At 46.3% G+C, this 22,384-nt stretch carries 22 protein-coding genes; 20 read left to right on the plus strand and 2 right to left on the minus strand.

The window, feature by feature from the left end; all coding sequences use genetic code 11:
- Nucleotides 1–12 precede the first annotated feature (12 nt).
- Both AC5V8P_RS00745 and AC5V8P_RS00750 read left to right on the plus strand, forming a co-directional pair.
- Nucleotides 13–339, plus strand: coding sequence for a hypothetical protein (locus AC5V8P_RS00745; protein ID WP_013369949.1), 327 nt, complete (start codon nucleotides 13–15; stop codon nucleotides 337–339).
- A 125-nt stretch (nucleotides 340–464) separates the two neighbouring features.
- Complete coding sequence (locus AC5V8P_RS00750; RefSeq protein WP_064795396.1) at nucleotides 465–890, plus strand: thiol-disulfide oxidoreductase DCC family protein; 426 nt, start codon at nucleotides 465–467, stop codon at nucleotides 888–890.
- Here the strand turns inward: AC5V8P_RS00750 and AC5V8P_RS00755 are convergent.
- Nucleotides 887–1,675: a DUF3153 domain-containing protein gene (locus tag AC5V8P_RS00755; RefSeq protein ID WP_064795395.1), complete on the minus strand. Its 789-nt coding sequence runs from the start codon at nucleotides 1,673–1,675 to the stop codon at nucleotides 887–889. The genes AC5V8P_RS00750 and AC5V8P_RS00755 overlap by 4 nt on opposite strands.
- 239 nt (nucleotides 1,676–1,914) lie before the next feature.
- On the opposite strand from AC5V8P_RS00755, the gene AC5V8P_RS00760 reads away from it, so the two are divergent.
- From AC5V8P_RS00760 to AC5V8P_RS00835, 16 genes are all read left to right on the plus strand, one after another.
- Entirely contained in the window at nucleotides 1,915–2,886 is a 972-nt protein-coding gene (locus AC5V8P_RS00760) for a metal ABC transporter solute-binding protein, Zn/Mn family (protein ID WP_064795394.1), read from the plus strand.
- A 14-nt stretch (nucleotides 2,887–2,900) separates the two neighbouring features.
- Nucleotides 2,901–3,665 (plus strand): metal ABC transporter ATP-binding protein, encoded by a 765-nt coding sequence (locus AC5V8P_RS00765; RefSeq protein ID WP_064795393.1) that lies wholly within the window; start codon nucleotides 2,901–2,903, stop codon nucleotides 3,663–3,665.
- Nucleotides 3,666–3,670: 5 nt separating this feature from the next.
- A complete protein-coding gene (locus tag AC5V8P_RS00770; RefSeq protein ID WP_064795392.1) occupies nucleotides 3,671–4,600 on the plus strand; it encodes a metal ABC transporter permease in 930 nt (309 codons plus the stop codon).
- Nucleotides 4,597–5,439: a metal ABC transporter permease gene (locus AC5V8P_RS00775; protein ID WP_064795391.1), complete on the plus strand. Its 843-nt coding sequence runs from the start codon at nucleotides 4,597–4,599 to the stop codon at nucleotides 5,437–5,439. Before AC5V8P_RS00770 ends, AC5V8P_RS00775 begins: the two co-directional genes overlap by 4 nt.
- A 263-nt stretch (nucleotides 5,440–5,702) precedes the next feature.
- A complete protein-coding gene (locus tag AC5V8P_RS00780) occupies nucleotides 5,703–8,030 on the plus strand; it encodes a histidine kinase (RefSeq protein ID WP_064795579.1) in 2,328 nt (775 codons plus the stop codon).
- Nucleotides 8,031–8,233: 203 nt separating this feature from the next.
- On the plus strand, nucleotides 8,234–8,389 hold the full coding sequence (locus tag AC5V8P_RS00785) for a hypothetical protein (protein ID WP_196771799.1): 156 nt from the start codon (nucleotides 8,234–8,236) through the stop codon (nucleotides 8,387–8,389).
- Nucleotides 8,390–8,565: 176 nt separating this feature from the next.
- Nucleotides 8,566–9,723 (plus strand): AAA family ATPase, encoded by a 1,158-nt coding sequence (locus AC5V8P_RS00790; protein ID WP_064795390.1) that lies wholly within the window; start codon nucleotides 8,566–8,568, stop codon nucleotides 9,721–9,723.
- Nucleotides 9,724–9,736: 13 nt separating this feature from the next.
- Nucleotides 9,737–10,984, plus strand: a complete 1,248-nt coding sequence (locus AC5V8P_RS00795; RefSeq protein ID WP_064795389.1) for a TadA family conjugal transfer-associated ATPase — start codon at nucleotides 9,737–9,739, stop codon at nucleotides 10,982–10,984.
- Nucleotides 10,981–11,772: a type II secretion system F family protein gene (locus tag AC5V8P_RS00800; protein ID WP_064795388.1), complete on the plus strand. Its 792-nt coding sequence runs from the start codon at nucleotides 10,981–10,983 to the stop codon at nucleotides 11,770–11,772. The genes AC5V8P_RS00795 and AC5V8P_RS00800 overlap by 4 nt, the downstream gene beginning before the upstream one ends.
- Before the next feature lie 6 nt (nucleotides 11,773–11,778).
- Complete coding sequence (locus AC5V8P_RS00805) at nucleotides 11,779–12,663, plus strand: type II secretion system F family protein (RefSeq protein ID WP_064795387.1); 885 nt, start codon at nucleotides 11,779–11,781, stop codon at nucleotides 12,661–12,663.
- Nucleotides 12,664–12,672: 9 nt separating this feature from the next.
- A complete protein-coding gene (locus AC5V8P_RS00810; protein WP_064795386.1) occupies nucleotides 12,673–12,867 on the plus strand; it encodes a Flp1 family type IVb pilin in 195 nt (64 codons plus the stop codon).
- The gene (locus AC5V8P_RS00815; RefSeq protein ID WP_064795385.1) at nucleotides 12,867–13,535 is read left to right on the plus strand and encodes a TadE family protein; all 669 of its coding nucleotides are present in this window, start codon (nucleotides 12,867–12,869) and stop codon (nucleotides 13,533–13,535) included. Before AC5V8P_RS00810 ends, AC5V8P_RS00815 begins: the two co-directional genes overlap by 1 nt.
- A gap of 40 nt (nucleotides 13,536–13,575) precedes the next feature.
- Complete coding sequence (locus AC5V8P_RS00820) at nucleotides 13,576–15,792, plus strand: DUF5702 domain-containing protein (RefSeq protein WP_064795384.1); 2,217 nt, start codon at nucleotides 13,576–13,578, stop codon at nucleotides 15,790–15,792.
- The gene (locus AC5V8P_RS00825) at nucleotides 15,761–16,753 is read left to right on the plus strand and encodes a pilus assembly protein (protein WP_064795383.1); all 993 of its coding nucleotides are present in this window, start codon (nucleotides 15,761–15,763) and stop codon (nucleotides 16,751–16,753) included. The genes AC5V8P_RS00820 and AC5V8P_RS00825 overlap by 32 nt, the downstream gene beginning before the upstream one ends.
- Before the next feature lie 91 nt (nucleotides 16,754–16,844).
- Entirely contained in the window at nucleotides 16,845–17,357 is a 513-nt protein-coding gene (locus AC5V8P_RS00830; RefSeq protein WP_064795382.1) for an A24 family peptidase, read from the plus strand.
- Nucleotides 17,358–17,419: 62 nt separating this feature from the next.
- Nucleotides 17,420–19,198 carry a DUF6382 domain-containing protein gene (locus tag AC5V8P_RS00835; protein ID WP_064795381.1) on the plus strand — a complete coding sequence of 593 codons (1,779 nt, stop codon included), beginning with the start codon at nucleotides 17,420–17,422 and terminating at the stop codon, nucleotides 19,196–19,198.
- 140 nt (nucleotides 19,199–19,338) lie between these two features.
- On the opposite strand, the gene AC5V8P_RS00840 is transcribed toward AC5V8P_RS00835, so the two are convergent.
- Nucleotides 19,339–20,253: a TIGR01777 family oxidoreductase gene (locus AC5V8P_RS00840; RefSeq protein WP_064795380.1), complete on the minus strand. Its 915-nt coding sequence runs from the start codon at nucleotides 20,251–20,253 to the stop codon at nucleotides 19,339–19,341.
- Between the two features lie 264 nt (nucleotides 20,254–20,517).
- Between AC5V8P_RS00840 and AC5V8P_RS00845 the strand changes: the two genes are divergently transcribed.
- Nucleotides 20,518–21,645, plus strand: coding sequence for a deoxyribonuclease IV (locus tag AC5V8P_RS00845; RefSeq protein WP_064795379.1), 1,128 nt, complete (start codon nucleotides 20,518–20,520; stop codon nucleotides 21,643–21,645).
- A 22-nt stretch (nucleotides 21,646–21,667) separates the two neighbouring features.
- Nucleotides 21,668–22,384 (plus strand): formyltetrahydrofolate deformylase (purU, locus tag AC5V8P_RS00850; protein ID WP_495473541.1); only part of this gene is annotated, 717 nt, incomplete at its 3' end.

Here is a 22,384-nt window from a genome sequence, read left to right on the forward strand (position 1 = left end):
AAGATGTCATAGGTGATTCTGGTCATCAGGTACGAAACAAATTTGAAAAATACGGGTGATATGATGTCTTACAGACCGAATATTGTTAATTTCACGCTGGCTGGCAGCAACGAAAAGGAAGGGCTTTATGAGTTTAAAATGAGTTTGGCCGATGGAACGGAGTGCCGCGTTTTTTCTCAACGTAATCCGGAGTGGACTTTGACGAATATTAGTCGACTGCTAACGACACCTTGCCCGGTATGCCATAAGGATTTTATCTGCAAGTGTATGGATCAGTTCCATGATGAGTTTTTAGAGCAAATTAATGCAAAACAGCTGTTTGAGAAAGCATTGAGCTAGTTTTTTAAACAGGTAAGGATTATACATTCCTAAACAAGCGTCGGATACTTTCGGCGTTTTTTTGTTTATAATCGTATCGTTGTGTTTCCATGCCGTTGATTTCTCTGTGGAGGTGAAATACGTTGATGAACCAGTCTGATCATGTGCATACTCGACATTCCATTGTATTGGTGGATGGGGTATGCCACTTTTGTCAGGGAGCAACCCGCTTCATTATCAAACGTGATCCTAAGGGAATATTTCATTTTGGTTCCCTGCAATCCGAGGTGGGACAGGAACTTTTACATGCAGGTGGACTGTCTACAGATCAGCTGGATACGTTCGTACTGATTGAAGACGGTACGTATTATACAAGGTCTACCGCAGCTTTGCGGATTGCCAAGCGCCTTCGTTTTCCGTATCCGGTGGCCTATGTGCTCATCTTGGTTCCCCGCTTTGTGCGCGATGCTGTCTATAACTGGGTAGCGCGTAACCGATATCGTTGGTTTGGCAAGGATGAAGAGGATCAATGCCAGATCCCCCCACCAGAAATTAGGAAACGATTTTTTTAGTTGTCTTTTTTATGTTTATTTTTGCGACGGTAATTATGAATCAGTAGTATCACGGCTACCACGATCAGTATGAGCCCCGTAACCGATACATACACGATATGTCGTACATTGGGTACGTTGACCGACAATTTTAGCTCGTTAGGCTCTAATGGAGCAATGTTCCAATAGAGTGTTTTTCCGTCATCCGACACCCGGTCCGCATTGCTGGAAGCAGGCTGGATAGGTAGGGAGAGACTGAAGTTAAGGTCCAATTGTCGCTCTAGTAATTTGCGTGCAAACACATTCATTTGTTCTAATTTATCACTCAGGCCACGGGCTTCTTCAGGAAGCATCCGAGGCAGATCAAGCTTAAGCGTAAGATCCATATTTGTTGTGAAAAAATGCTGGCTCACAGCGCGTTTTATTTCTAATCCCTCAGGCAGATGTAAACCCTGATCGGGATTTTTTTGGTTTGTGCTCCAATCCCCTTGATAATGCCCCTTTATTTGATATCCCTTCCGCCCCTGTTCCGATAGCGGCTTTACATTTACATTGTTGCTTTGTATACGTTGAACTAATCGGTCGAGCAGGCCGGGATTGTCCAACATCACCAGTGTCTGGTTGTTTATACTGAATGTTGCATCCATATCTACACTTTGATCGAGATGAACATCTACATGGATGTCACCCCGAGCACAGGAGGTTAAGGCAAGCAGGCAACACACCAGCATAAAAATGAGCAGTATTTTTCGTAACTGGATATGCCGACGTTTGTTCCAATAAGGACCATATCCTGCTGGGTTCATGACCTGCACCTTCTTTTTGTATGATTTCTTTGATTTAACCGACTGGCATCTCCTATATATTACACATTCGAAGAGCCAAAATCGAACGATATAAAAGAAAAGATAAGATTTATATCTTAAAAATGTTTCCTTAGGTAAAAATTTTGGTATATACTCTAAAATATAGACTCGATAAAAAATAATTGTCTCAAGGAAATAGTTTGTCCCAAAAATAAATATTAAAAGGAGGATTTTAAAACATGAACAAGCAGTTTAAGAAGGCTTTGCCGCAGTGGGTGGCGACGGTTGGCGTGTTGTCTCTAGCTCTGGTTCTAGCGACTGCATGTACCGATCCCAAGAAGACAGAGCAGGGAGCAGCGAGAGGGAAGGGACAAAAAATAAAGGCTACGGCTACCATCGGCATGATCTCTGACATTGTCGGGAAGGTCGGTGGTGCTCATGTGGAGGTCACGGGAATTATGAAGTCAGGCGTTGACCCGCATTTGTACAAGGCGTCCCAAGGAGATATGCGTAAGCTGGACGAAGCCGACGTCATTTTTTATAACGGGTTGCATCTGGAAGGAAAAATGCAGGACATTCTGGAGAAAATCAGCAAGCAAAAACCTGTTATACCCGTGGCTAAAAACATTGCCCAGAATCAATTGCGTGCAGCTAGCCCGGAAATGGGGTCTGAGTATGATCCACATATCTGGTTTGATGTACAAAACTGGATGTCTGCGGTAGAAACTGTCAGAGATGAATTGTCGGAACTGGATGCTGCTCATGCAAAGGATTATAAGGCCAATGCCGAGGCTTATCTCGCTGAGCTACGAGAGCTAGACGATTACACGAGAGAACAGATTGCCAGTATACCGCAGGCTCAGCGTGTTCTTGTCACGGCACATGATGCCTTTGGGTATTTCGGAGACGCTTACCAGATTGAAGTAAGAGGACTTCAAGGCATGAGTACAGAGTCAGAGGCGGGCTCACAAGATGTGACCAAGCTGAGAGATTATCTGGTGGAACATAAAATTAAAGCCATATTTCTAGAATCAAGTGTTCCGAGAAAGGCCATAGACGCGGTTATTCAGGGCGCAGCTCAGCAAGGTCATACCCTAAAGGTTGGCGGCGAGCTGTATTCGGATGCGATGGGTGCAGAGGGTACGGAAGATGGAACATATATTGGAATGGTCAAGCATAACGTGAATACGATCGTCAGAGCTCTTAAATAAGGAGGCGTAGACAGATGGTACATTCACCACTTGTTGTTCGTGATTTATCGGTAGCCTATCAAAAAAAGCCCGTATTGTTCGAAGTCTCCTTTGAGGTGCCAGAAGGCAAGCTGATTGGTATTATCGGCCCCAACGGGGCTGGTAAATCTACATTGATCAAGGCCGTGCTTGAACTGATTCCAAGACTAAAGGGCGAGGTGCTGGTCTACGGCAAACCTTATAAGCAACAGTTGCTCAAGGTTGGATATGTACCACAGCGTGAATCGGTAGATTGGGATTTCCCGACAAACGCTCTGGATGTGGTTATGATGGGACGGTACGGAAGACTGGGCTGGTTTAAGCGTCCGGGAGCAGCAGACCGCCAGGCTGCGATGGAGAGTTTGGATAAGGTTGGAATGAGCCCATTTGCAGACAGGCAGATTAGTCAATTGTCTGGCGGCCAGCAACAACGTGTTTTTTTGGCGAGAGCACTTGCGCAGGATGCTCAGCTTTATTTTATGGATGAACCGTTTGTCGGTGTGGACGCTGCCACAGAAAAAGCTATTATTTCATTGCTTAATGATCTGAAACAGCAGGGGAAAACCGTGCTTGTCGTTCATCATGATTTATCTACGGTCACGGATTATTTTGACCAAGTTATGCTGTTGAATGGGCATTTGATGGCGTTTGGAGAGACAGCAGACGTTTTTACCGAGGGGAATCTGCAACGTACGTATGGCGGGCGTCTGAGTATACTCAAAACAGGTTCGGAATCCGGCACGATACTCGGAGTGAGGTGAGCAATATGACGAGCTTGGCGACGCTTTTGACAGACCCAAACATGCAGTGGATTTTGCTAGGCTGCATTTTACTTGGTTTAAGCAGCGGGGTGATTGGCAGTTTTATGTATTTGCGTAAGCAATCGCTTATGGGAGATGCTTTGGCCCATGCAGCTTTGCCGGGGGTATGTGTGGCTTTTATGATCACAGGTACCAAATCCGTGTTTGGATTTATGATTGGAGCAGCCATTGCAGGGATGGCAGCTACCTTTGCTATCAGTGCGTTAACCCGGTATTCGCGAATTAAAAGCGATTCGGCGATTGCGGCGGTGTTGTCCGTATTTTTTGGCTTCGGCATAATGTTGTTGACCGAAATTCAGCATCGTGGCGCAGGCAACCAAAGTGGGTTGGATAAATTTTTATTTGGCCAGGCTGCGGCAATGGTATTGTCTGATATCTATACGATGGCGGTAATTTCGGTGGTGCTCATCGGAATATGTTTATTATTTTTCAAGGAATTTAAGCTGCTTAGCTTTGATCCCGGCTTTGTCCGTGGACTTGGTTTTCCGGCAGGTTTACTGGATAAGTTGTTGATGCTGTTGATCGTTATTGCGGTAGTTGCTGGCATTCAGGCCGTGGGCGTCATTATGATGGCTGCCCTGCTAATTACCCCGGCCGTGTCGGCCAGATACTGGACAGAGAAGCTGGGTGTTATGGTGTGCCTATCAGGCTTGTTTGGTGCCATAGCGGGTCTGGGTGGGACCGTTATTAGCTCTCTGGGACAAAATCTGCCAACAGGGCCGTTGTGCGTGTTGTGTGCGACTGTGGTGTTTGGTGTAAGTCTGATCTTTGCGCCGCAGCGCGGGATGATTTCCAAAGCTATCGTTCGGATACACGCCAGAAAAGGTCTAAAGCAGGGAGTCGGAACACGGCCAAGGGAGGAGCGTGCCCTATGAGTTCATTTTATGTAATTCTGACGGGAATGTTAGTGGCAGGGGGATGCAGTATTGTTGGCTGCTTTCTCGTGCTTCGGAAAATGGCTATGATCGGTGATGCGATCAGTCATGCGGTACTACCTGGTATTGTCATTGCTTTTCTCATTAGCGGATCAAGGGATTCGGTGTGGATGATGTTTGGTGCGGCTGTGCTGGGGCTGCTAACGGTGTATCTGATCCAGCTATTCCAACAAAGTGGCCTGCAAAGTGATGCTGCGATTGGCGTGGTATTTACAACACTGTTTGCTATCGGTGTATTACTGATCAGTGTGTTTGCTTCCAATGCCCATCTGGATATGGACCACGTTTTGTATGGGGAAATCGCTTATGTCCCGTGGAATACGCTAGAGATTGCCGGCTTTGACGTAGGTCCGAGGGCTGTGTGGATTACAGGCGCGATGTTTTTGATCAATCTGCTTGTGGTAGGAGGATTTTTCAAGCAATTTAAAGTCAGCTCCTTTGATCCCGCCTTGGCAGCTTCCTTGGGCATTCCGGTTGTATTTTTTCATTATCTGCTGATGAGTCTCGTATCGCTAACAACGGTAGCGTCATTTGAGAGCGTGGGTGCAATTCTAGTGGTTGGCATGCTCGTTGTACCGCCTCTTACCGCTTATTTGCTGACAGAGAAGCTGTCTCTTATGATTGCATACAGTGTGGGAGTTGGCGCCATTAGCTCGATCATAGGCTTTTATGCGGCAAGTGTACTAGATGCTTCTATTGCGGCATGTATGCTGTGTGTATCGGGTGTGTTGCTGCTTTTGGCTTTTCTCTTTTCCCCATCTCATGGTGTAGTATGGTGAAAGTTATTTCAACAATGGGGAATCGTTGGTGGAGATAGCAAGTGAATGTCGTAGGAAGTGATCCTATATGAATTACTCAAAATAGCGTGCAAACGGGCATTAAGTGCCTGAATGCACGCTTTTTTACGCTTATGCTAAGCTGTGCGGTTTTTTTTGAGGCAAGCTTGCTGGATCATCTTGAATTAACCGGGACACGGGAGTACATTCTTTACAACTACACAGGAGGGGCGGAACAAGCTGTTATGCTTCGGGGAGGGACGAGATTGGAGAGCTTCAAACGTAAATCACCAGAGGAAATACTGGATTCGATTAACAAACTGCATCGGGGCAGACTCAAAATATACATTGGTGCGGTCAGTGGCTCGGGCAAAACGTATCATATGCTGCAAGAGGGACAAACGTTGCAACATGAGGGAATTGATGTTGTGATTTGTGCGGTATCGACCCTGCAGCGGCGTGAGACCGTGGAGCAGGTCGGCTCGCTGGAGCGAGTGCCCAGTATTCATTGGATGAAGGATGGCGAAGAACAAAAGGATCTGAATGTGGAAGCTTTAGTGGCACGAAATCCTGAGGTAGTGCTGGTGGACCATTTGGCACATCACAATCGAAAAGACGCCCCATTTCCAACAAGGCTGGAGGATATTCGGTATTTGCTGGAGCTGGGCATTAGCGTCATTACAACGGTCAATGTTTATGAACTCGAAGGAATCACAGAGTGGGTATATCAGCTGACAGGTTTTGAAGCGGAATATACAGTCCCTGTGGATACATTGGAGCTGGCGGATGAAATTCGTCTAATTGATGCCACTCCAGAAATGATTTTGGAGCGGCTGGCGAAAGGTTACATGCATACGCCCAATCCTGAGATGTTTCACCGGGGAAATCTGGGTAAATTGCGTGAGCTCGCTCTGCGACTGGTGGCAGAGGATGTGAATGATTCGCTGGAACGGCACCGGGAGGAGTTAGGCTTGCACGGGGCGTCAGGAGCAGCGGAGCGTATTTTGGTGCCTGTCCAATATCATTGGAATGGGTCCATTTATGTGCGCAGAGGGGAACAGGTGGCTAAGCGTTTGGGTGGAGATATGCTGGTGGTCTCCTTTGTCAGCTCGAAGCGCAAGCTGTCCAAGGAATCAGCAGCCTTCAGGCGTTCCATTGAACAGCTGGCTGACAAGATCGGATCGACCTTTGAAGAAATCCCTCTCCTTTCCCGCAGAAGGCTGCCACGTCAACTTATCCATTATGCGGTGACTCACAATGTTACCCGAATTGTTATGGGGCACTCTCGGCAGACTCCGTGGCAGGAGTTGGTTAAAGGATCATTGGTGAACGGAATTTTAAAACGAATGAAAAATATGGATCTGCTGCTGATTGCGGACCGAGCCGAACAGGAAGGGGAACGGATTTTGCCAACGATGAGACAGGAGGAAGGAGATACTGACCCGTATCATCGTTTGAGCGTTGAGGAAGTACAGGCTGAGGAAGCCAAAATCCTACGGGGCAAGCTCAAGGTATACATTGGTGCTGCTCCGGGGGTCGGCAAAACATACACCATGCTGAGAGAGGGGAATGATCTGCTGGAAACCGGGATTGATGTGGTCATCGGATTGCTGGAAACGCACGGAAGAGCAGAAACGCTGGCCCAGGTAGGCTCTTTGGAGATGATTCCCCGTCAGTCTATTGAGCGTCATGGTGCATATTTGGAAGAGATGGACACTGAAGCTATCCTTAGGCGTAATCCTGAGGTAGTGCTAATAGACGAGCTGGCACATACCAACGTTCCGGGAAGTCTGAAATCTAAGCGTTATCAGGATGTACTGGTCATTTTGGAACATGGTATTTCTGTTATATCCACAATGAATGTGCAGCATCTGGAGAGCTTGAATGACGCAGTAGAACAAATTACTGGTATTCGGGTGAGAGAGACTGTCCCTGACCATATGCTGCGTTTGGCCGATGAAGTACAGCTTGTTGATGTGGCTCCCAAATCGTTGCAGCAGCGTATGCGTGAGGGGAAGATTTACGATCCTGCGAAGGTGGAGCAGGCACTTAGTCACTTTTTTAAGCTGGGTAATCTGATTGCGCTGCGTGAACTCGCTTTGCGGGAATTGGCAGATGATGTAGATGAGCGGCTGGAGTCCTGGGATCGACACGAATCACTTCGGGGACCGTGGCGCAGGGAGGAAGTGATTTTTGTAGGCGTGACGCTAACCGACAATGCTGAAAGGCTGATTCGCCGCGGCTTTCGCATTGCTTTTCGTCTGAAGGCTATGTGGATTGTAACTTATGTTCATGTTGGTGAACGTGTACCGGAGAAGCTGAACCCTCGTCTGGAACAACTAAAGCTGCTGACCCACCGACTGGGGGGAACCTTTGAAATTCGGCTTGCTTCCAGTCGACGCGAGATTGCCGACATTTTAATTGCTCCAGTGGAAGGATATTTGGGTACGCAGCTTATCGTGGGACAGTCTTCCCGAAGTAGCTGTTGGGGGAAGACTGCGGTTGTGCCGAGGATTCTCCGTCAAGCACGTCATATGGATGTTCTCATCGTGGCGGATTATGATCCGGACATCAAGTTGGAAACAGATTATTAATAAAGCCTAATTGATTCATAAATAGTTATATGCTGGTTACCGGTTATTCACTGCTTCCATAGTATATTCTATCTCAAAGAAATGGAGGCGAGATTGAATGTTTAAACATCGTAAACATTTTTGTCATTTTCCAAAGCCAAGAAAACGTGTGACTAAGAAAATCATTAAGGTGACTGTCATCAAGTTTAAGCCAAGATTTAAACATGAAGACTTTGAAAAGAGATGTCACTGCCGCAAACGTCGTCACCATCACCATCATCACTGCCACCATCGTCATCATGAATGTCATCGTCGTCACCACAAATTCTACTAAGTTGAAGATCGTAGGAGGCGGGGCTAGACTGCCCGCCTTCTCCTAGTACCAGGATTTCAGGAAAGTATTGTACAAAAAATACTTGCTCTAAAATAGGTGCTATGCTATCCTACCAGTAAATAGAATTTCTGTGACGGAAGCACCGTTCACCAACCGTATGTACTTACGGATGGATGAGCGGTGCTTTTTTGCGTTGTTGTGTTGGGAAAGGGGATGAGCGTTATGGTTCCGGTAAAAGTGGTATTGGCCGTAGAAGATCGGGATTATATTGAACCACTACTGAATTATGTACATGGAAGTGAATACGCCCGAAGGCTGAGAATAACGGCATTTTCGCAGCCAGAGGCATTTCACCAATACATGATAGAAACCAGCGGAATGAAAAGGCCTGATGTGGTAGTAGGTGAAGCAGCTTTTCTGAATTTATGGACAACCCGGGAAAATGCAGATATTCCTTGTTTGGTTTTACATGAGGGGGAACAAGTGAGCGAATATGGACAGCTTTTATTAAAATATCAGCCTTTATCTGAGCTGGTCAGTTCTATTTTGGAAACGGCGAAACAGAGAGCGAATAGTCGGAAAAGCGTAAACAGTCAGGAAGGTGGAATGATTATTGGCATGGTAGCAGCTTCTGGTGGATTGGGTAAAACAACGACCGCGCTCAATATGTCAAAGCAACTGGGCAATGAGGGATATTCCGTATTCTATTTGAATCTGGAGACGATGGATTCAAGCGCGTTGTTCACTGGTTCAGACGGTTCAAGCGGAGCACAAGAAGAAGGGCTGTCTAGGCTGTTATATGACCTTAAGTCGGAGGGGAAGGAGGGCGCTTCATTATCTATGGCTTCCTATTGTGTGCATCGTCCTGAAATTCAGGCAGATACTTTTCAACCTGTCTATAATCGCAAGGAACTGATGGACATGACTTGTGATGAAGCAAAAGAGCTCATTCGGACGGTTGCTGAAAGCGGGCAGTATGATGTGGTAATCGTAGATGGTGATTCTGAACATGGTGAGCGGGCTCAAGCTGTGCTTGAAGCAAGTCATAAGCTGATCTGGCTGCTGGCTGATGATTTAATGAGTATGCATAAGTGCGGATTATGGCTGGATGTTTTAGCAACCACGCAGCCTGAAGGGCTTAAAGCCATAATATGCAAAACCAGCTTTGTGGTGAATCGCTACATGGGAACTATAATCAACTCGTTACCTCGTGACTTTATAGAGCTAAACGGAGCGTTACCCTATATCCCTTCATGGAAGCAATTGCAGCATCGTGAGCTGCTGCTTAGTTCACCGATTTATCAGCGGGAAATTCGTCATTTGTGCCGCGAACTGCTGGATATGGAAAGCGCAGCACAACCGACGATTGCTTGGTCTTAAGGGGATGATGAATATGAATGAGGAACAATTTAAGGCATTGCGCGCGGATATCCGTAACGGGCTGGACGTAACCTCCTCAGTCAAGGATACAGATCTGGTACGTCATATCGAAAAGCGAATTCTAAACGATGCAGAACTGATGAGCTTAACTTCCCGAGAGAAGCACGCGCTTGTCCGCAAAATGTTCAATTCCTTCCGCGGGCTGGATGTGCTCCAGCCATTGATTGACGACCCGACCGTTACGGAAATTATGATCAACAGTCATCGGGAAATTTTTGTGGAGCGGGCAGGTGAGGTGACTCAGGTGCCCGAGCAATTCGAATCCCACGAGCGACTCGAGGATTTGATCCAGTCGATTGTAGCTGGGGTGAACCGAATTGTGAATGAGGCTTCCCCCATTGTGGATGCCCGGCTAAAGGACGGATCACGCGTAAATATTGTACTGCCGCCCGTTGCTCTCAAGGGTCCGACGATGACCATACGGAAGTTTCCCGAGCGTCCCATGACGATGGATGACTTGATACGGATGGGTGCGCTGGATGCAGAAGCAGCCGCTATGCTCAAGGACTTGGTACGTAGCAAGTATAACATTTTTATAAGCGGCGGAACGGGCTCTGGTAAAACAACCTTTCTGAATGCATTATCCCAGTTCATCCCTTCATCTGAGCGAATTATTACAATTGAAGATTCGGCAGAGCTACAAATTGTGACGGTCCCAAACCTGGTATCCATGGAAACACGGAATGCAAACACCGAAGGGAAGGGAGAAATCACGATTCGTGATCTGATTCGTTCCTCCTTGCGTATGCGGCCCAACCGCATTGTGGTGGGTGAGGTCAGAGGGAGTGAAGCGTTGGATATGCTGCAAGCAATGAACACAGGACACGATGGAAGCTTATCAACTGGGCATGCGAATAATATCCGCGATATGGTCAGCCGACTGGAAACGATGGTGCTTGGCGGGGCAGAACTTCCGCTTGGAGTAGTACGGCAGCAGATCAGCTCGGCCATTGATATATTTGTTCATCTATCACGCCTACGCGACAAGTCCAGAAGAGTACTGGAAATTAGCGAAGTGATTGGCTTTGAAAATGGCGAAGTGACGCTGAATCCTCTTTATCGCTTCCGGGAGAGCGGAGAAAGTAAAGGACAAATCGTAGGGGGACTGGAACGTTGTGGCGGAGGGCTGCAGCATACTTTGAAGTTGCAAATGGCCGGGATCAAGCCGGAAAGCTGGCACAGTGAAGGAGTATCGGTATGAGAACAAGAAAGGCAACTGCCAAGCAAGTGTCACATGAGGTCCCTTCTCTGCCGGATTATACAGTATATACCTTATCAAATGTACAAAAAAGTTCATGCATTCTCTTTAGTGGAATGCTATTCGCGGTGATCGGATATCTATTTTATCACCAATGGATATTATCGTTGCTGTGCGCTGCAGGCGCCGTGGTGACCCCTCGTTATTTTGGGAGGTTTTTGCTGCAACGACGTAGGTCTGCTTTAAGCATTCAATTCAAGCAGGCTCTATACTCGCTTTCATCTTCTCTTTCAGCGGGCAAGTCAGTGGAGAATGGGTTTCGTGAGGCTGTAGAGGATTTAAGGCTGCTTAGTCCAGATGGAGACCACGATTTGATCTTTGAGTTTAGCATTATTACAGCCTGCCTCGAAATCGGACAGCCTGTAGAGGCTGCCTTGCAGGATTTGGCTCGTCGGGCTCAGATGGAGGATATTACGAATTTTGCAGACGTATTTACGGCTTGTAAACGAACTGGAGGGGATCTGGTAGAAGTCGTACGACGGGCTTCAAGTGTCATTGGTGAGAAGCTGGACATTCAGCAGGAGATCGGTGTAATGATTGCACAGAAACGGTTTGAATCTAGGGTTATGTTTGCAGCTCCCTTTTTGTTTGTTTTGTTTATGACAGTGACAGCAGGAGACTACATGATGCCCTTATACAGCGGTACAGGTATGATTTTATCAACCTTTTGTCTACTGGTGCTTGGTGGTTGTCTCGTGTGGATCAACCACATTATGAAGATTGAAGTGTAAGGAGTGATGGATGTGTTGATGTTGATTTGTCTGGTCATGCTGGTTCTGCAAGTGGGAGGTTGGGTGGTGCTGAACCAAATGTACGCTGTTAAGTATGCACATTTTCGCCATATGAGGCTGGAAGGACTGCGGCTGCAAAAACTTTCGGTACCATTTGTTCACATGCTTCATGTTTTACGTGCCACTCAAAGGCTGCCTTTGCTGATGTTCAAGCTTCAGCGCTCGATCCAGAAACTGTATGGTATGCGCAACAGTGGAGAGAAGACGATGCTTTTTCTGGCCGAAATGTTGGGTTACGGATATATGGTGGCTGCTGGTGGAGTTTTAATATCGCTTATGATGGGCGGGGAAGCAACTGGACTGGTGCTTGGTTTGGGGCTCGGTGTTCTGGTGCCAGTTGCGTTGGTCAAGGATCTGTATGGGAAAGTACAGAAGCGGGATCAGCAGATTTTAATGGAATTGCCTGAACTGTTGAGTAAAATGATGCTTTTAGTTGGTGCGGGGGAGACGGTACAGCGGGCTTTGCTTCATTGTGTGGAACGAAAAGGGGAGGATACGGTACATCCATTGTATCGGGAATTGCGGCAGACAGTGGGGGAATGGGAAAGCGGATATTCCTTTCAACAGGCATTTGAACATCTGAGCAAACGGTGTGGTATTCAGGAAGTAACGATATTTACAACAACGGTTTTATTGAATATGAGACGCGGTGGGAGCGATTTTGTAATGGCTTTACGTGAGTTATCTCAGACATTATGGAGCAAGCGGACTTCAATTAACCGCACAAGAGGGGAACAGGCTTCTTCAAAATTAGTCTTCCCGATGGCGCTAATCTTGCTTACGGTTATTGTGTTGGTGGGTGCTCCGGCTTTAATGATGATGAACATGTAGGAGGATAAAATGATAACGACATTAGTAGCAGGTAGTTTTCGTAAATTGTACAAGGATGAAGATGGTTTGGGGACGTTGGAAATGATCTTGATTATTGCAATTCTGATTGCAGTAGCAATTATTTTTAAGGATCAGATCAAGAAAATTGTAGAAGGGCTGTTGAAAAAGGCAGATAAAAAAAGTAACGATTTTATGGATTCATAATGCTGCGCAAATTGGCACAAAAAGAGGATGGGAGCTTCTCCTTGGAAGCTTCCCTCGTCTTTCCCATTCTGTTGCTGGTCATTTTTGTAATGTTATTTTTTTGCCTGTATATATATCAAAAATCTATATTGGTGCAGGTTGCTTCTACTGCTTCAGAAAGAGCTGCTTACAGCTGGGATAACAGCTTTAAGGACCCACGTACAGGAGCTTTTGCGCAAGGACAACGGGATTCTCTCTATTGGCGTTTGAAGGATGACATCATGTTAGGCGCTCTGTTTGGCTGGGCCGGAGCCGATAATCAGGAACGTGTACAGGTGCCGGGCGACACTGGAGGAGGGGGGATACCTACTCAGAAGCTGTCCAATGCAGCAAACAAAATGCCTATAGGCATGCAGGGGCAAATGACATATGAGAACAGTATAATACGCCGTAGGGTTACCACAGAGCTCAATAAGATGGTGAAGGTTCCTTTGCTGAATCAATTTTTAGATCAGACAGATTTACAAGGAAAAATGAGCTCGGGTGTGGTAGAACCTGTGGAATGGATTCGTACGGTAGAGATGGTCCGTTATTATGGTGCAAAGTTTATGGGTAGAGGCTCAGGTGAAAAGGTAGATCCGTCAGTTGCAGGTAAAGTATTGATGCAATATGAGCAAAACGGTCGTTAAGGAGTAGGTAGCGGGAATGTCACTGGAAAGGAGGAAGCGGATGTTTGGTAAGGGACGTAATACAAAGGACGGGGAATCAGGTGCTGTCACGGTCTTCCTCATTCTGATTTTGGCGGTCATGTTCGGTTTTATTGCTGTATTTATTGATTATGCAAGAATTGCTGCGTTGCATGTGCAGACCGAACGGCTGACCCATGCGGCGGTACGGTCAGTGATGTCTGCTTATGATCCGGCATTACAACAGGAGTACGGTTTATTTGCTTATGGTGAAGGCGGCGGAGAACAAATTATGGTCAAAGTGCTGAATGACAGTGCTCGGCGTACGGCGCGCGCGGAAACGCTGCCGCTTATGAATATGAAGCTGGATTCCAGCTCCCTGCAAATGGAAAGGAAGCTTGGTAAATATGCCATATTCAACGAGCAGATCCGTGAAGAGATGAAGTATAAGGCACCTGTCGATTTTACGTTTGAAGTGCTCGAAAAGTTGAAGCCACTCTCTCAAAATATGAAGGAAGCTTCACACACGGTAGATTTGCTGAAACGGCTGCAAAAGCTGTACGACAGACGAGAAGGCAAACTGGATGACATGCTGGAGAAACAGCGTAAGGCAGGAGCATATATGGAAGAGGTTCGTAAACGGATTACTAAACAGAGGGGTGCATATATGCCTAATCAGTATATATGGGATCCACTTGAGGTTGTAGCCGATATTGCTGCTCAGTATAAGCATTACGTGCATGTATATGAGGATAACAAGAAGAGTGTGGACGACGTAAAAATCATGCAAATGGAGAAGTATGCAAGAAGGGCAAGAACAGCACTGGATCGCCTGCAACAGGTCATGGTTAAAGCTGGAGAGGAGCATGACAAGCTGCTTGTGGAAGCTCAAGATCCGTTGAATGAAGCCCGGCAGATTAATGAGGAGATGCGCAAAGTCATTGCCCAATATAAGCAGAGGGCGGGCAATGCAGGCTATGACGAGATTTCCGCAGCCCCCACTCCAAGTGGAGGAGGCTACAATGCCGATCCGGCTGTAGGAAGTGCCCGGCAAAAGGCAGAGGATTTGTTGATTCCCGATAATGAGTTTGAGCAATGGGCAGCAGAAATCGAAAAGCAACGGACAGCTATAAATACTGCTAACAATAGAATAACGAGTATGATGCGTACCTTGTCCTTTTATACAGATCCATTTTTGAATGCAGACATGCTCAAGCAAGAAGTCGCTTCGACGCTTAAGGAGATAGATAAATACTTAAATGCGTATGCTTGGACTGGACCCGCAAATGTACTCGACGGTGAAGCCAGAACGATGGACACGCGACGCGGTCCGGACAAAGAACGCAAGAAAATGGAAAAAGAGGCGAAAAACAAGCTCAAGCAAGCTTATCGGATCATTGAGGTTCTTTCTAAAGGTAAACAAAGCGCTGAGCAATTCCGAGAGGTCGAGCAGTATTACAATGAAAGTATTTTGTTTAATCAGTCCACAACCAGTCCATCTATATCTGCTGATTTGTCCTATGACACCTATGATGCAGCGGGGTCTTCCATGGATAGTATGGATGGATTATACGAGGCGGCATCCAATTTACTGACTCAGCTGGGAGACGAGTTTTACCAGAACGAATATGCGCTTTCCTACTTTCATCACGTAGACTTCAGCCGATTTGGCAGTTTGACCGGATCAGGTGGAAAGGTAGGGAATGCCGCACAGATTTTAGGGGATCAACTGGAAGTGAATAATCAGGAAGTTGAGTACATCTTGTATGGATTCCATAATCCGACGGGTAATCTGGCATCTGCCTATGGGGAAATTTTTGCTATGAGGCTTGCCATTAGAACGATGGAGGGATTAGTTAAAAATAGCTCAAAAGGTAACCCGTTGGTCGTATTGGCGGCAGCCTTGTTATATGGAGTAGAGAAGGCGATTGAAGACATGGTCATGCTGGCACAAAAAGGGGATGTGCCTTTGTCTGACTTTCTGAAATTTCGAATGACGTATAAGGATCATTTGCGATTGTTCCTGATGCTCCATAGCAATAATGAGCGGAAAATGTCCCGTATGCTTGCTCTGATTCGCCTGAATACAGATGTCAATCCAGCTGAGCGGCGTACGTATGTAAAAGGTGAAGTCAAGAATGGGATGAGACTGTGGTTTCTACCGGGAGTGATGAAGATGCTTGGAGCTGCCTCCCAAGAAGGGGAGAGCATTAAGGGAAGTGTGTACTATGTCACGAAAACAGCGCATTTTTCCTACTAATCAGCATCTACGCCAGGTTTGTGGACAGGAGCAGCGTGAACAAGGAAGTATTGTTTTAGAAGCGTCACTGGCGCTGCCATTGTTTTTATTCTTTATTATTTTTCTCATTTATATGGTCCAAATGACGCTGGTATCTACAGCCTTGCAGACTACTGCTTCAGAAGCGGTTAAGCAGGTTTCGGCTAAAATCTACCCGGTGTCTCTAGCTGTGGAGGCGGCGTCCGAAATAGATGCAGCCCGCGAACCGCTGGATGAACTGCCTAAGTTATCCGTGAGTGAATATGCAAGCCAATTCGCTGCCCAACTGCCACCTCCAATCGGTGGTTGGGTAGAAAGTGCTGTTCAAGGCGGCAAAAAGCCACTGGAGGAGCTAAAGGGACGCTTGACGGAGGCTGTACTTGATCCTGTGCTGAAACCGATGCTAAAGCCTTTTATGGAGACAAGCATTCTGGAGTATGAACGTGTCCATATAACGAGCGTGCATATACCCTCTCTTACAGAAACTAAGGACCCTTATTTTAGAGTAGAGCTATCGTATGAGCTACCGATGAAGGTCCCCTTTCTGTATCGCAACATTGTGCTCCAAGCGGCAGCCGAGGAACGTCTTTGGGTCGGCGATACAGGAGAGGGAGCAGGTACAGGTGATGCGACAGGGGATAAGGATGCGAAGAATTCCATACAGCTGCTCGTCAAGCCTGAACCTGCTGTGAAGGGAGTTTACAATTTGATCAAGGCCAAGGTTAAACCCGGGACGAATGCAAGCCTTTCTGTACTTTATAAGTCAGGTGAAAGCACGGCTCAGCACTTGGGCTGGGCCACGGCTGATGCAGGTGGGATTATTGAATGGAATTGGTTCGTGGGAACGAACACGACACCAGGTCAATGGAGCTTTGTGATTGAAACGGAGGATGGCCAACGTATCGAGGTTCCGTTTTCTGTGCAGAAGACAACTGATGGATAGGCGAAATATAGACGTTTAGAGATAACTATGATTGATGGAAAAGGATTGGCAGTCCTACAAATTTCTATTTTTATAAAGGGGAAAGATCACATTGACGTGGATGTATATTGTGTGCGGAATTCTGCTGACGATTGCGCTGGTCACGGATTTAAGAAGCATGAAAATCCCTAATAAGCTTACAGTGCCTGGCATAGCAGTAGGCTTGCTGTTCAATACTCTGTTTGGGGGCTGGCACGGTTTTTTATTTGCTGTTGCTGGTCTTGGAACAGGCTTTGGATTCATGCTGATTTTGTACTGGATGGGAGCTATTGGTGCAGGAGATGTAAAGTTGTTCGGCTTAATTGGAGCATGGACAGGTGCTGCTTTTGCGTGGCAATCGGCTCTATATTCGATTTTTTTTGCAGGCATTATTGGTATAGGGATTTTACTATGGAGGAGAGAAACCATCATGAGATTGCGACGTGTGGCGTTTAATTTAGGAGGACTTTTCCTATTTCGTAGCGGCAAGGCGCTGATCAGTGGGAGAGAAGCGCATATCAGGTTTCCTTTTATGACGGCAGTCATTCCGGGGGTGGTCAGTGCTTATCTTTACTTCTTGTCATGACGTGTCCGCTTTGGGAGATCATGCTACCTCAGGAAATAAGAAAGGGTTAAGGAGGTCATGAATTGTTTGGTTTAAGCAGGGATTTTGCCCGGAATGGCGGGACCTTTATGATTCTAAACAAGGAAGGTGGGCTCAAGACCGATGATTTAAATTCTGTACAGACCAGAATGTTGACTAGTAATCGGATTCCTGGTCTGCTGGAACTTAGAATAAAAGAAGTCGATTTTCAGATCGAGTTACATTACGATATTTCGGGGAAACGTATGCTTTCCCAAGTATGGAAGGGTGGGAGTGTATCGACTTCTGATTTCTACCGAATTCTCTTTGAAGTAGCAGATACTCTTCATCGTAGTCCGCAATATATGTTAAATATCCGCCAGTTTATGTTGCACGAGGATTACATTTTTGTAAGCGGCTCGGGTACAAGGGAGACCGTCAGTTTAACCTATATTCCTTTGTGCAGTGTACAGTATCCAGAACAAACAGGCAGTTATTTTAAACAGATGATTATTCGTTTGCTGACTCGTGTGGCTCACGCTCAGGGAGAATTTATACAGCGCATACTTGATCTATGCGATAGAAATGAATTTGAGGTGGGTGCGTTAAAGGAATTACTGTTGCAGGGGATGGCGGCTGGTGAACAAAGCGTAGGCGGTCAGGATGAGGATAGATCATCTATTCATTCCTCTCATACCCTACTGGGTAACTATACAGATCGTGGCGAAAGAACGTACAGGCAAGAGCACCGGGAGACTCTGCAGGAAATTCAGGAGCTTAAGCGGGTCAATCAACTCAAGCAGTCTATAAAACCTGAAGAGAACGTCGAGGTAGGAACCGACGAAGAAATGGAAGATGCGGAGCCTAAATTGCAACAGTATAAAACATACATTGCTCTCGGATGTCTGCTCGCCTCGGCTATCGTTTGGCGCTACATTTATTTGGATCATCCAGAGACAGTGCCCTTGCTTATTTCAATTGTGCTGACTTTGGTACTTGTCGCTGTTGCTTATATAAGCTGGACGGGGAAATTAGAGCCTAATCGAGCTTCAGCTCATTTTTATAGTGAAGCAGTTCCTGTATTGGATTCGGAATGGTTAGGAACCACACCATCAGCACAACGGAAAAATGACCGTTATCAGGTAGATAAGTTGACTGGGTTTGTAGCAGGACGCCATCGCCAAGATAAACAATCCTTCGATTCGAGTGATCAAGCGCGGGAGAGCTGGCGTTGGACTCTTCCAAACTCAGAATCTAAAGGCGTGGGAAACCAAGCGGCGGGGGATCGAGAGAAAGTAAGTGCGAATTATGATTTACACGAGCCTTCGAGGAAAGGTATCGCGTGTGTAAACGAATTGGACGACAGTGATACCAGCGAGGCTTATTATAAGTCCTTATCCGGTGTCACGGAACTACTCAATACGATGTCCAAGCAGGAAACCGTGCTGCTTCGTCCGGATCAAGAGATACAGAGTCCACCTAATCAGCATTCGCCAATTGCTTGCTTGGATCGTAAGTTGCCCGGAAGTGGAGAGACCGAGCGCATACGGTTGCAGCCAGACCAATTCGTTGGAGGCAGCTTTATCATCGGAAGAGATCCACAGTTGGTCCAGTTTGTAGAGCACACGGATGGAGTCTCCCGTTCTCATATTGAGCTTTGCATAGTGGCAGGAGGACAAAACCATATGGTTAAGGATTTATCCTCGACGAACGGAACTGTGCTGAATGGAGAGCCTATGGTGCCTTATAAGGAGTATGCAATAAAGGAAGGAGACACTTTTAAAATCGCCGGAGTCTCTTATACTTATCGGTTGGACTCTTTTAAATCCTCCGATGCACCTTGAGTAAAGATTAAATGAATATATGTTAAGAAGAGGCCTATTGTATTCTGGGCTTCTTTTTATAAATAGAGGACCATTCATAGGCCTAAAACGTTGCAGCTTAAAGATTTTACTTCGTATATCTATCATACACAGAGTCCATTTTAACGCTGTTTGTGAGGAGAACGGAGTTCCTCTAGCGCTTCTTGCAGTGAAGGATAGTTAAACTTAAATCCGTGCTCCAGCGCTTTGCGCGGTATTACCTTTTGACCGTCCAATACAAGCGTGCTCATCTCACCCAATAGCTTTTGAACGAGAATGCCAGGAACGGAAAACCAGTGCGGACGGCGGTATACCTTAGCTACTGTTTTCCCGAACTGGTCGTTCGTCATGGGATGTGGTGACGAAGCGTTCACTGCCCCGGAAATCTCGGGTGTATGGATACAATACGAGATCAGACGAACGATATCCGCAATATGAATCCAGCTCATCCATTGATGGCCACTCCCTATTTTACCACCAATTCCGAAGACGTAAGGCATCTTCATGAGTGGGAAGGCTCCTTTTTTTCTGTCCAGCACAAGGCTGATGCGTAACTTAATTAGACGGGCATCAGCAGGATAGGCATTGGCAGCTTCCTCCCATTGCTCAACCACCTGGGACAGAAAATCTTCCGAACGACACGGACTTTTTTCGTCAAATGTTTCGGTCAGGGATGTGCCATAGGCCGCTACAGCCGAAGCCTGTATGATGACTTTTGGTTTTTTTTGCAGAGCATTCAACGCTTGAGCCAATCGGGATACGGATTGCAGTCGTGATTGAAGAATTCTTTGTTTAGACTTGTTCGTCCAGCGCTGATTCAGCGTCTCTCCTGCTAAATTAACGACCGTATCCGTGCCCTCCAGTAATTCAGGTTTTTGTTTTAATTCGTTCCAGCTCATATATTGCAAGCGAGGGCTCTCTTCATGGCTTACCAGCGGCTTGCGGGTAATGACTTTCACGGTATATCCGTCATCTAGCAGACTTTTGACCAGTGCACTCCCCACCAATCCAGTTCCTCCGCATACGATGATGTTCATCCAGCCTATTCTCCTTCCCATTCAAAAAAATGTTCCTGTTATAAAATATAACCTTTTTTGCTAAAAAAACTTCATGTTGAATGTATCTGTATACGCTACAGGAGGTTGATTTATTCTGATGTGTACTTTGTTCGTATATTCCCTTTATGGAGTCATCTAAAAAAAGCTGCCATAAAAGCTATGTTGTTTGATTTCAATAATCACGTTAAAATGATTAAATTAAAATAAGACAAGCATAACAGGATAAGGGGATGAATCAAAATCATGCTGAAAATTGGTTCTCATGTGTCCTTCTCGGACAAGGGTCTGCTCAGCGCTACAAAAGAAGCGTCTTCTTACGGGTCCAGCTCGTTTATGATATACACGGGAGCACCCCAAAACACGCGCCGGAAGCCGATGGAGTCCATGTATTTAGAGGAAGGCAAGCAGCTGATGGCGGAAAAGGGAATGGAAGATATCGTGGTGCATGCCCCGTATATCATCAATCTCGGCTCTTACAAGGAAAATACCTATGAGCTTGCGGTCAGCTTTCTTCAGGAGGAAATCCGGCGTACACATGCAATTGGTGTGAGAAATATCGTGCTGCACCCAGGAGCTTTTACAGATAAAGATGCAGAGTACGGAATTGGGCGTATTGCCGATGGTTTGAACGAGGTACTGAACGGTGTGAAGGAGACCGATGTCAATATTGCACTTGAAACGATGGCAGGTAAAGGCACCGAAATGGGACGTAGCTTTGAGGAAATTGCCTCTATTATAGATAAAGTAGAGCGTAACGAACGTCTTACGGTTTGTATGGACACTTGTCACATTCATGATGCGGGCTATGACATAGTCAATGATCTGGACGGTGTACTGGAGCAATTTGACCGTGTTGTCGGCTTGGATCGCATCGCAGTTGTTCACATTAATGACAGCAAAAACCCAGTTGGCGCTCATAAAGACCGCCATACTCCGATTGGATCGGGCTGGATTGGCTACCAGACCATTCATAATGTGGTTCACCATGAAGCACTTCAAGGACGTCCGTTTATTTTAGAGACACCGTGGATAGGAAAAGAAGCTAAAACTCAGCGACCCATGTATGAGGTTGAGATCGCCTTGCTTCGTGGTAATGTAAAAGAACGCTTTGGAGATGAGTTTTTGGGTCAGGTAGAGCAGCTGCATTCGTTTTTCAAAAAACAGGATGTGGATATCCGAAAATTTGTGCTGGATACCTGGGCTCTGCTGAAAAATGATGCTAAAGCAAGAAAAGCAGATCCACGTGAGCCGCTGGAACGTCTATATGACATGGTAACGGAAGCAGCGCTTTTTCCAGAGATGAGCGAAGAACACATTAATCAACGATTAATTGCCTGGTTTGCTGGTAGTCATTTGCCAGTGACGGTATAAGATAAGGGGGATGAATAGCCACATGGAACTTCACGTAAAACATCAGCCAAATAGCACTTCACCTACACATGAAAACCGTGCGCGCATGCTTGTATCTTGTCCAGATGGACCAGGTATTGTAGCGACTGTGTCCCGCTTTTTGTATGAGCATGGAGCCAATATCGTTCAATCTGATCAATATACAATGGACCCGTCCGGCGGTATGTTTTTTATGCGGATTGAATTTGATCTGCCCAATTTGAGTGCAGCACTGCTGCAATTGGAGCAGGACTTTGTCGCTGTTGCCGAGCAATTCCGTATGGAGTGGACGATTTCAGCGGTCAGCCGCAAGAAAAAGCTGGCTATTTTTGTGTCCAAAGAAGATCACTGTCTGGTAGAGCTACTGTGGCAATGGCAAGCAGGGGATCTGGACGCGGATATTTCATTGGTGGTTAGTAATCATCCGGATATGAAGGAGTATGTGGAGTCCTTTGGCATTCCTTATCACCACATACCGGTGACAGCTGATACCAAGCCAGAGGCAGAGCGCCGTCAGCTAGAGGTCATTGGCGAAGAGATTGACGTGATCATTCTGGCCCGGTATATGCAGATTATTTCACCCAAGTTTATTGAGCATTACCGCAACCGGATTATCAATATCCATCATTCCTTTCTACCTGCTTTTGTGGGTGGCAAGCCGTATGCCCAAGCTTATAATCGCGGTGTGAAAATTATTGGTGCGACTGCGCATTATGTAACC

It is taken from the genome of Paenibacillus sp. N119s, assembly GCF_059447605.1.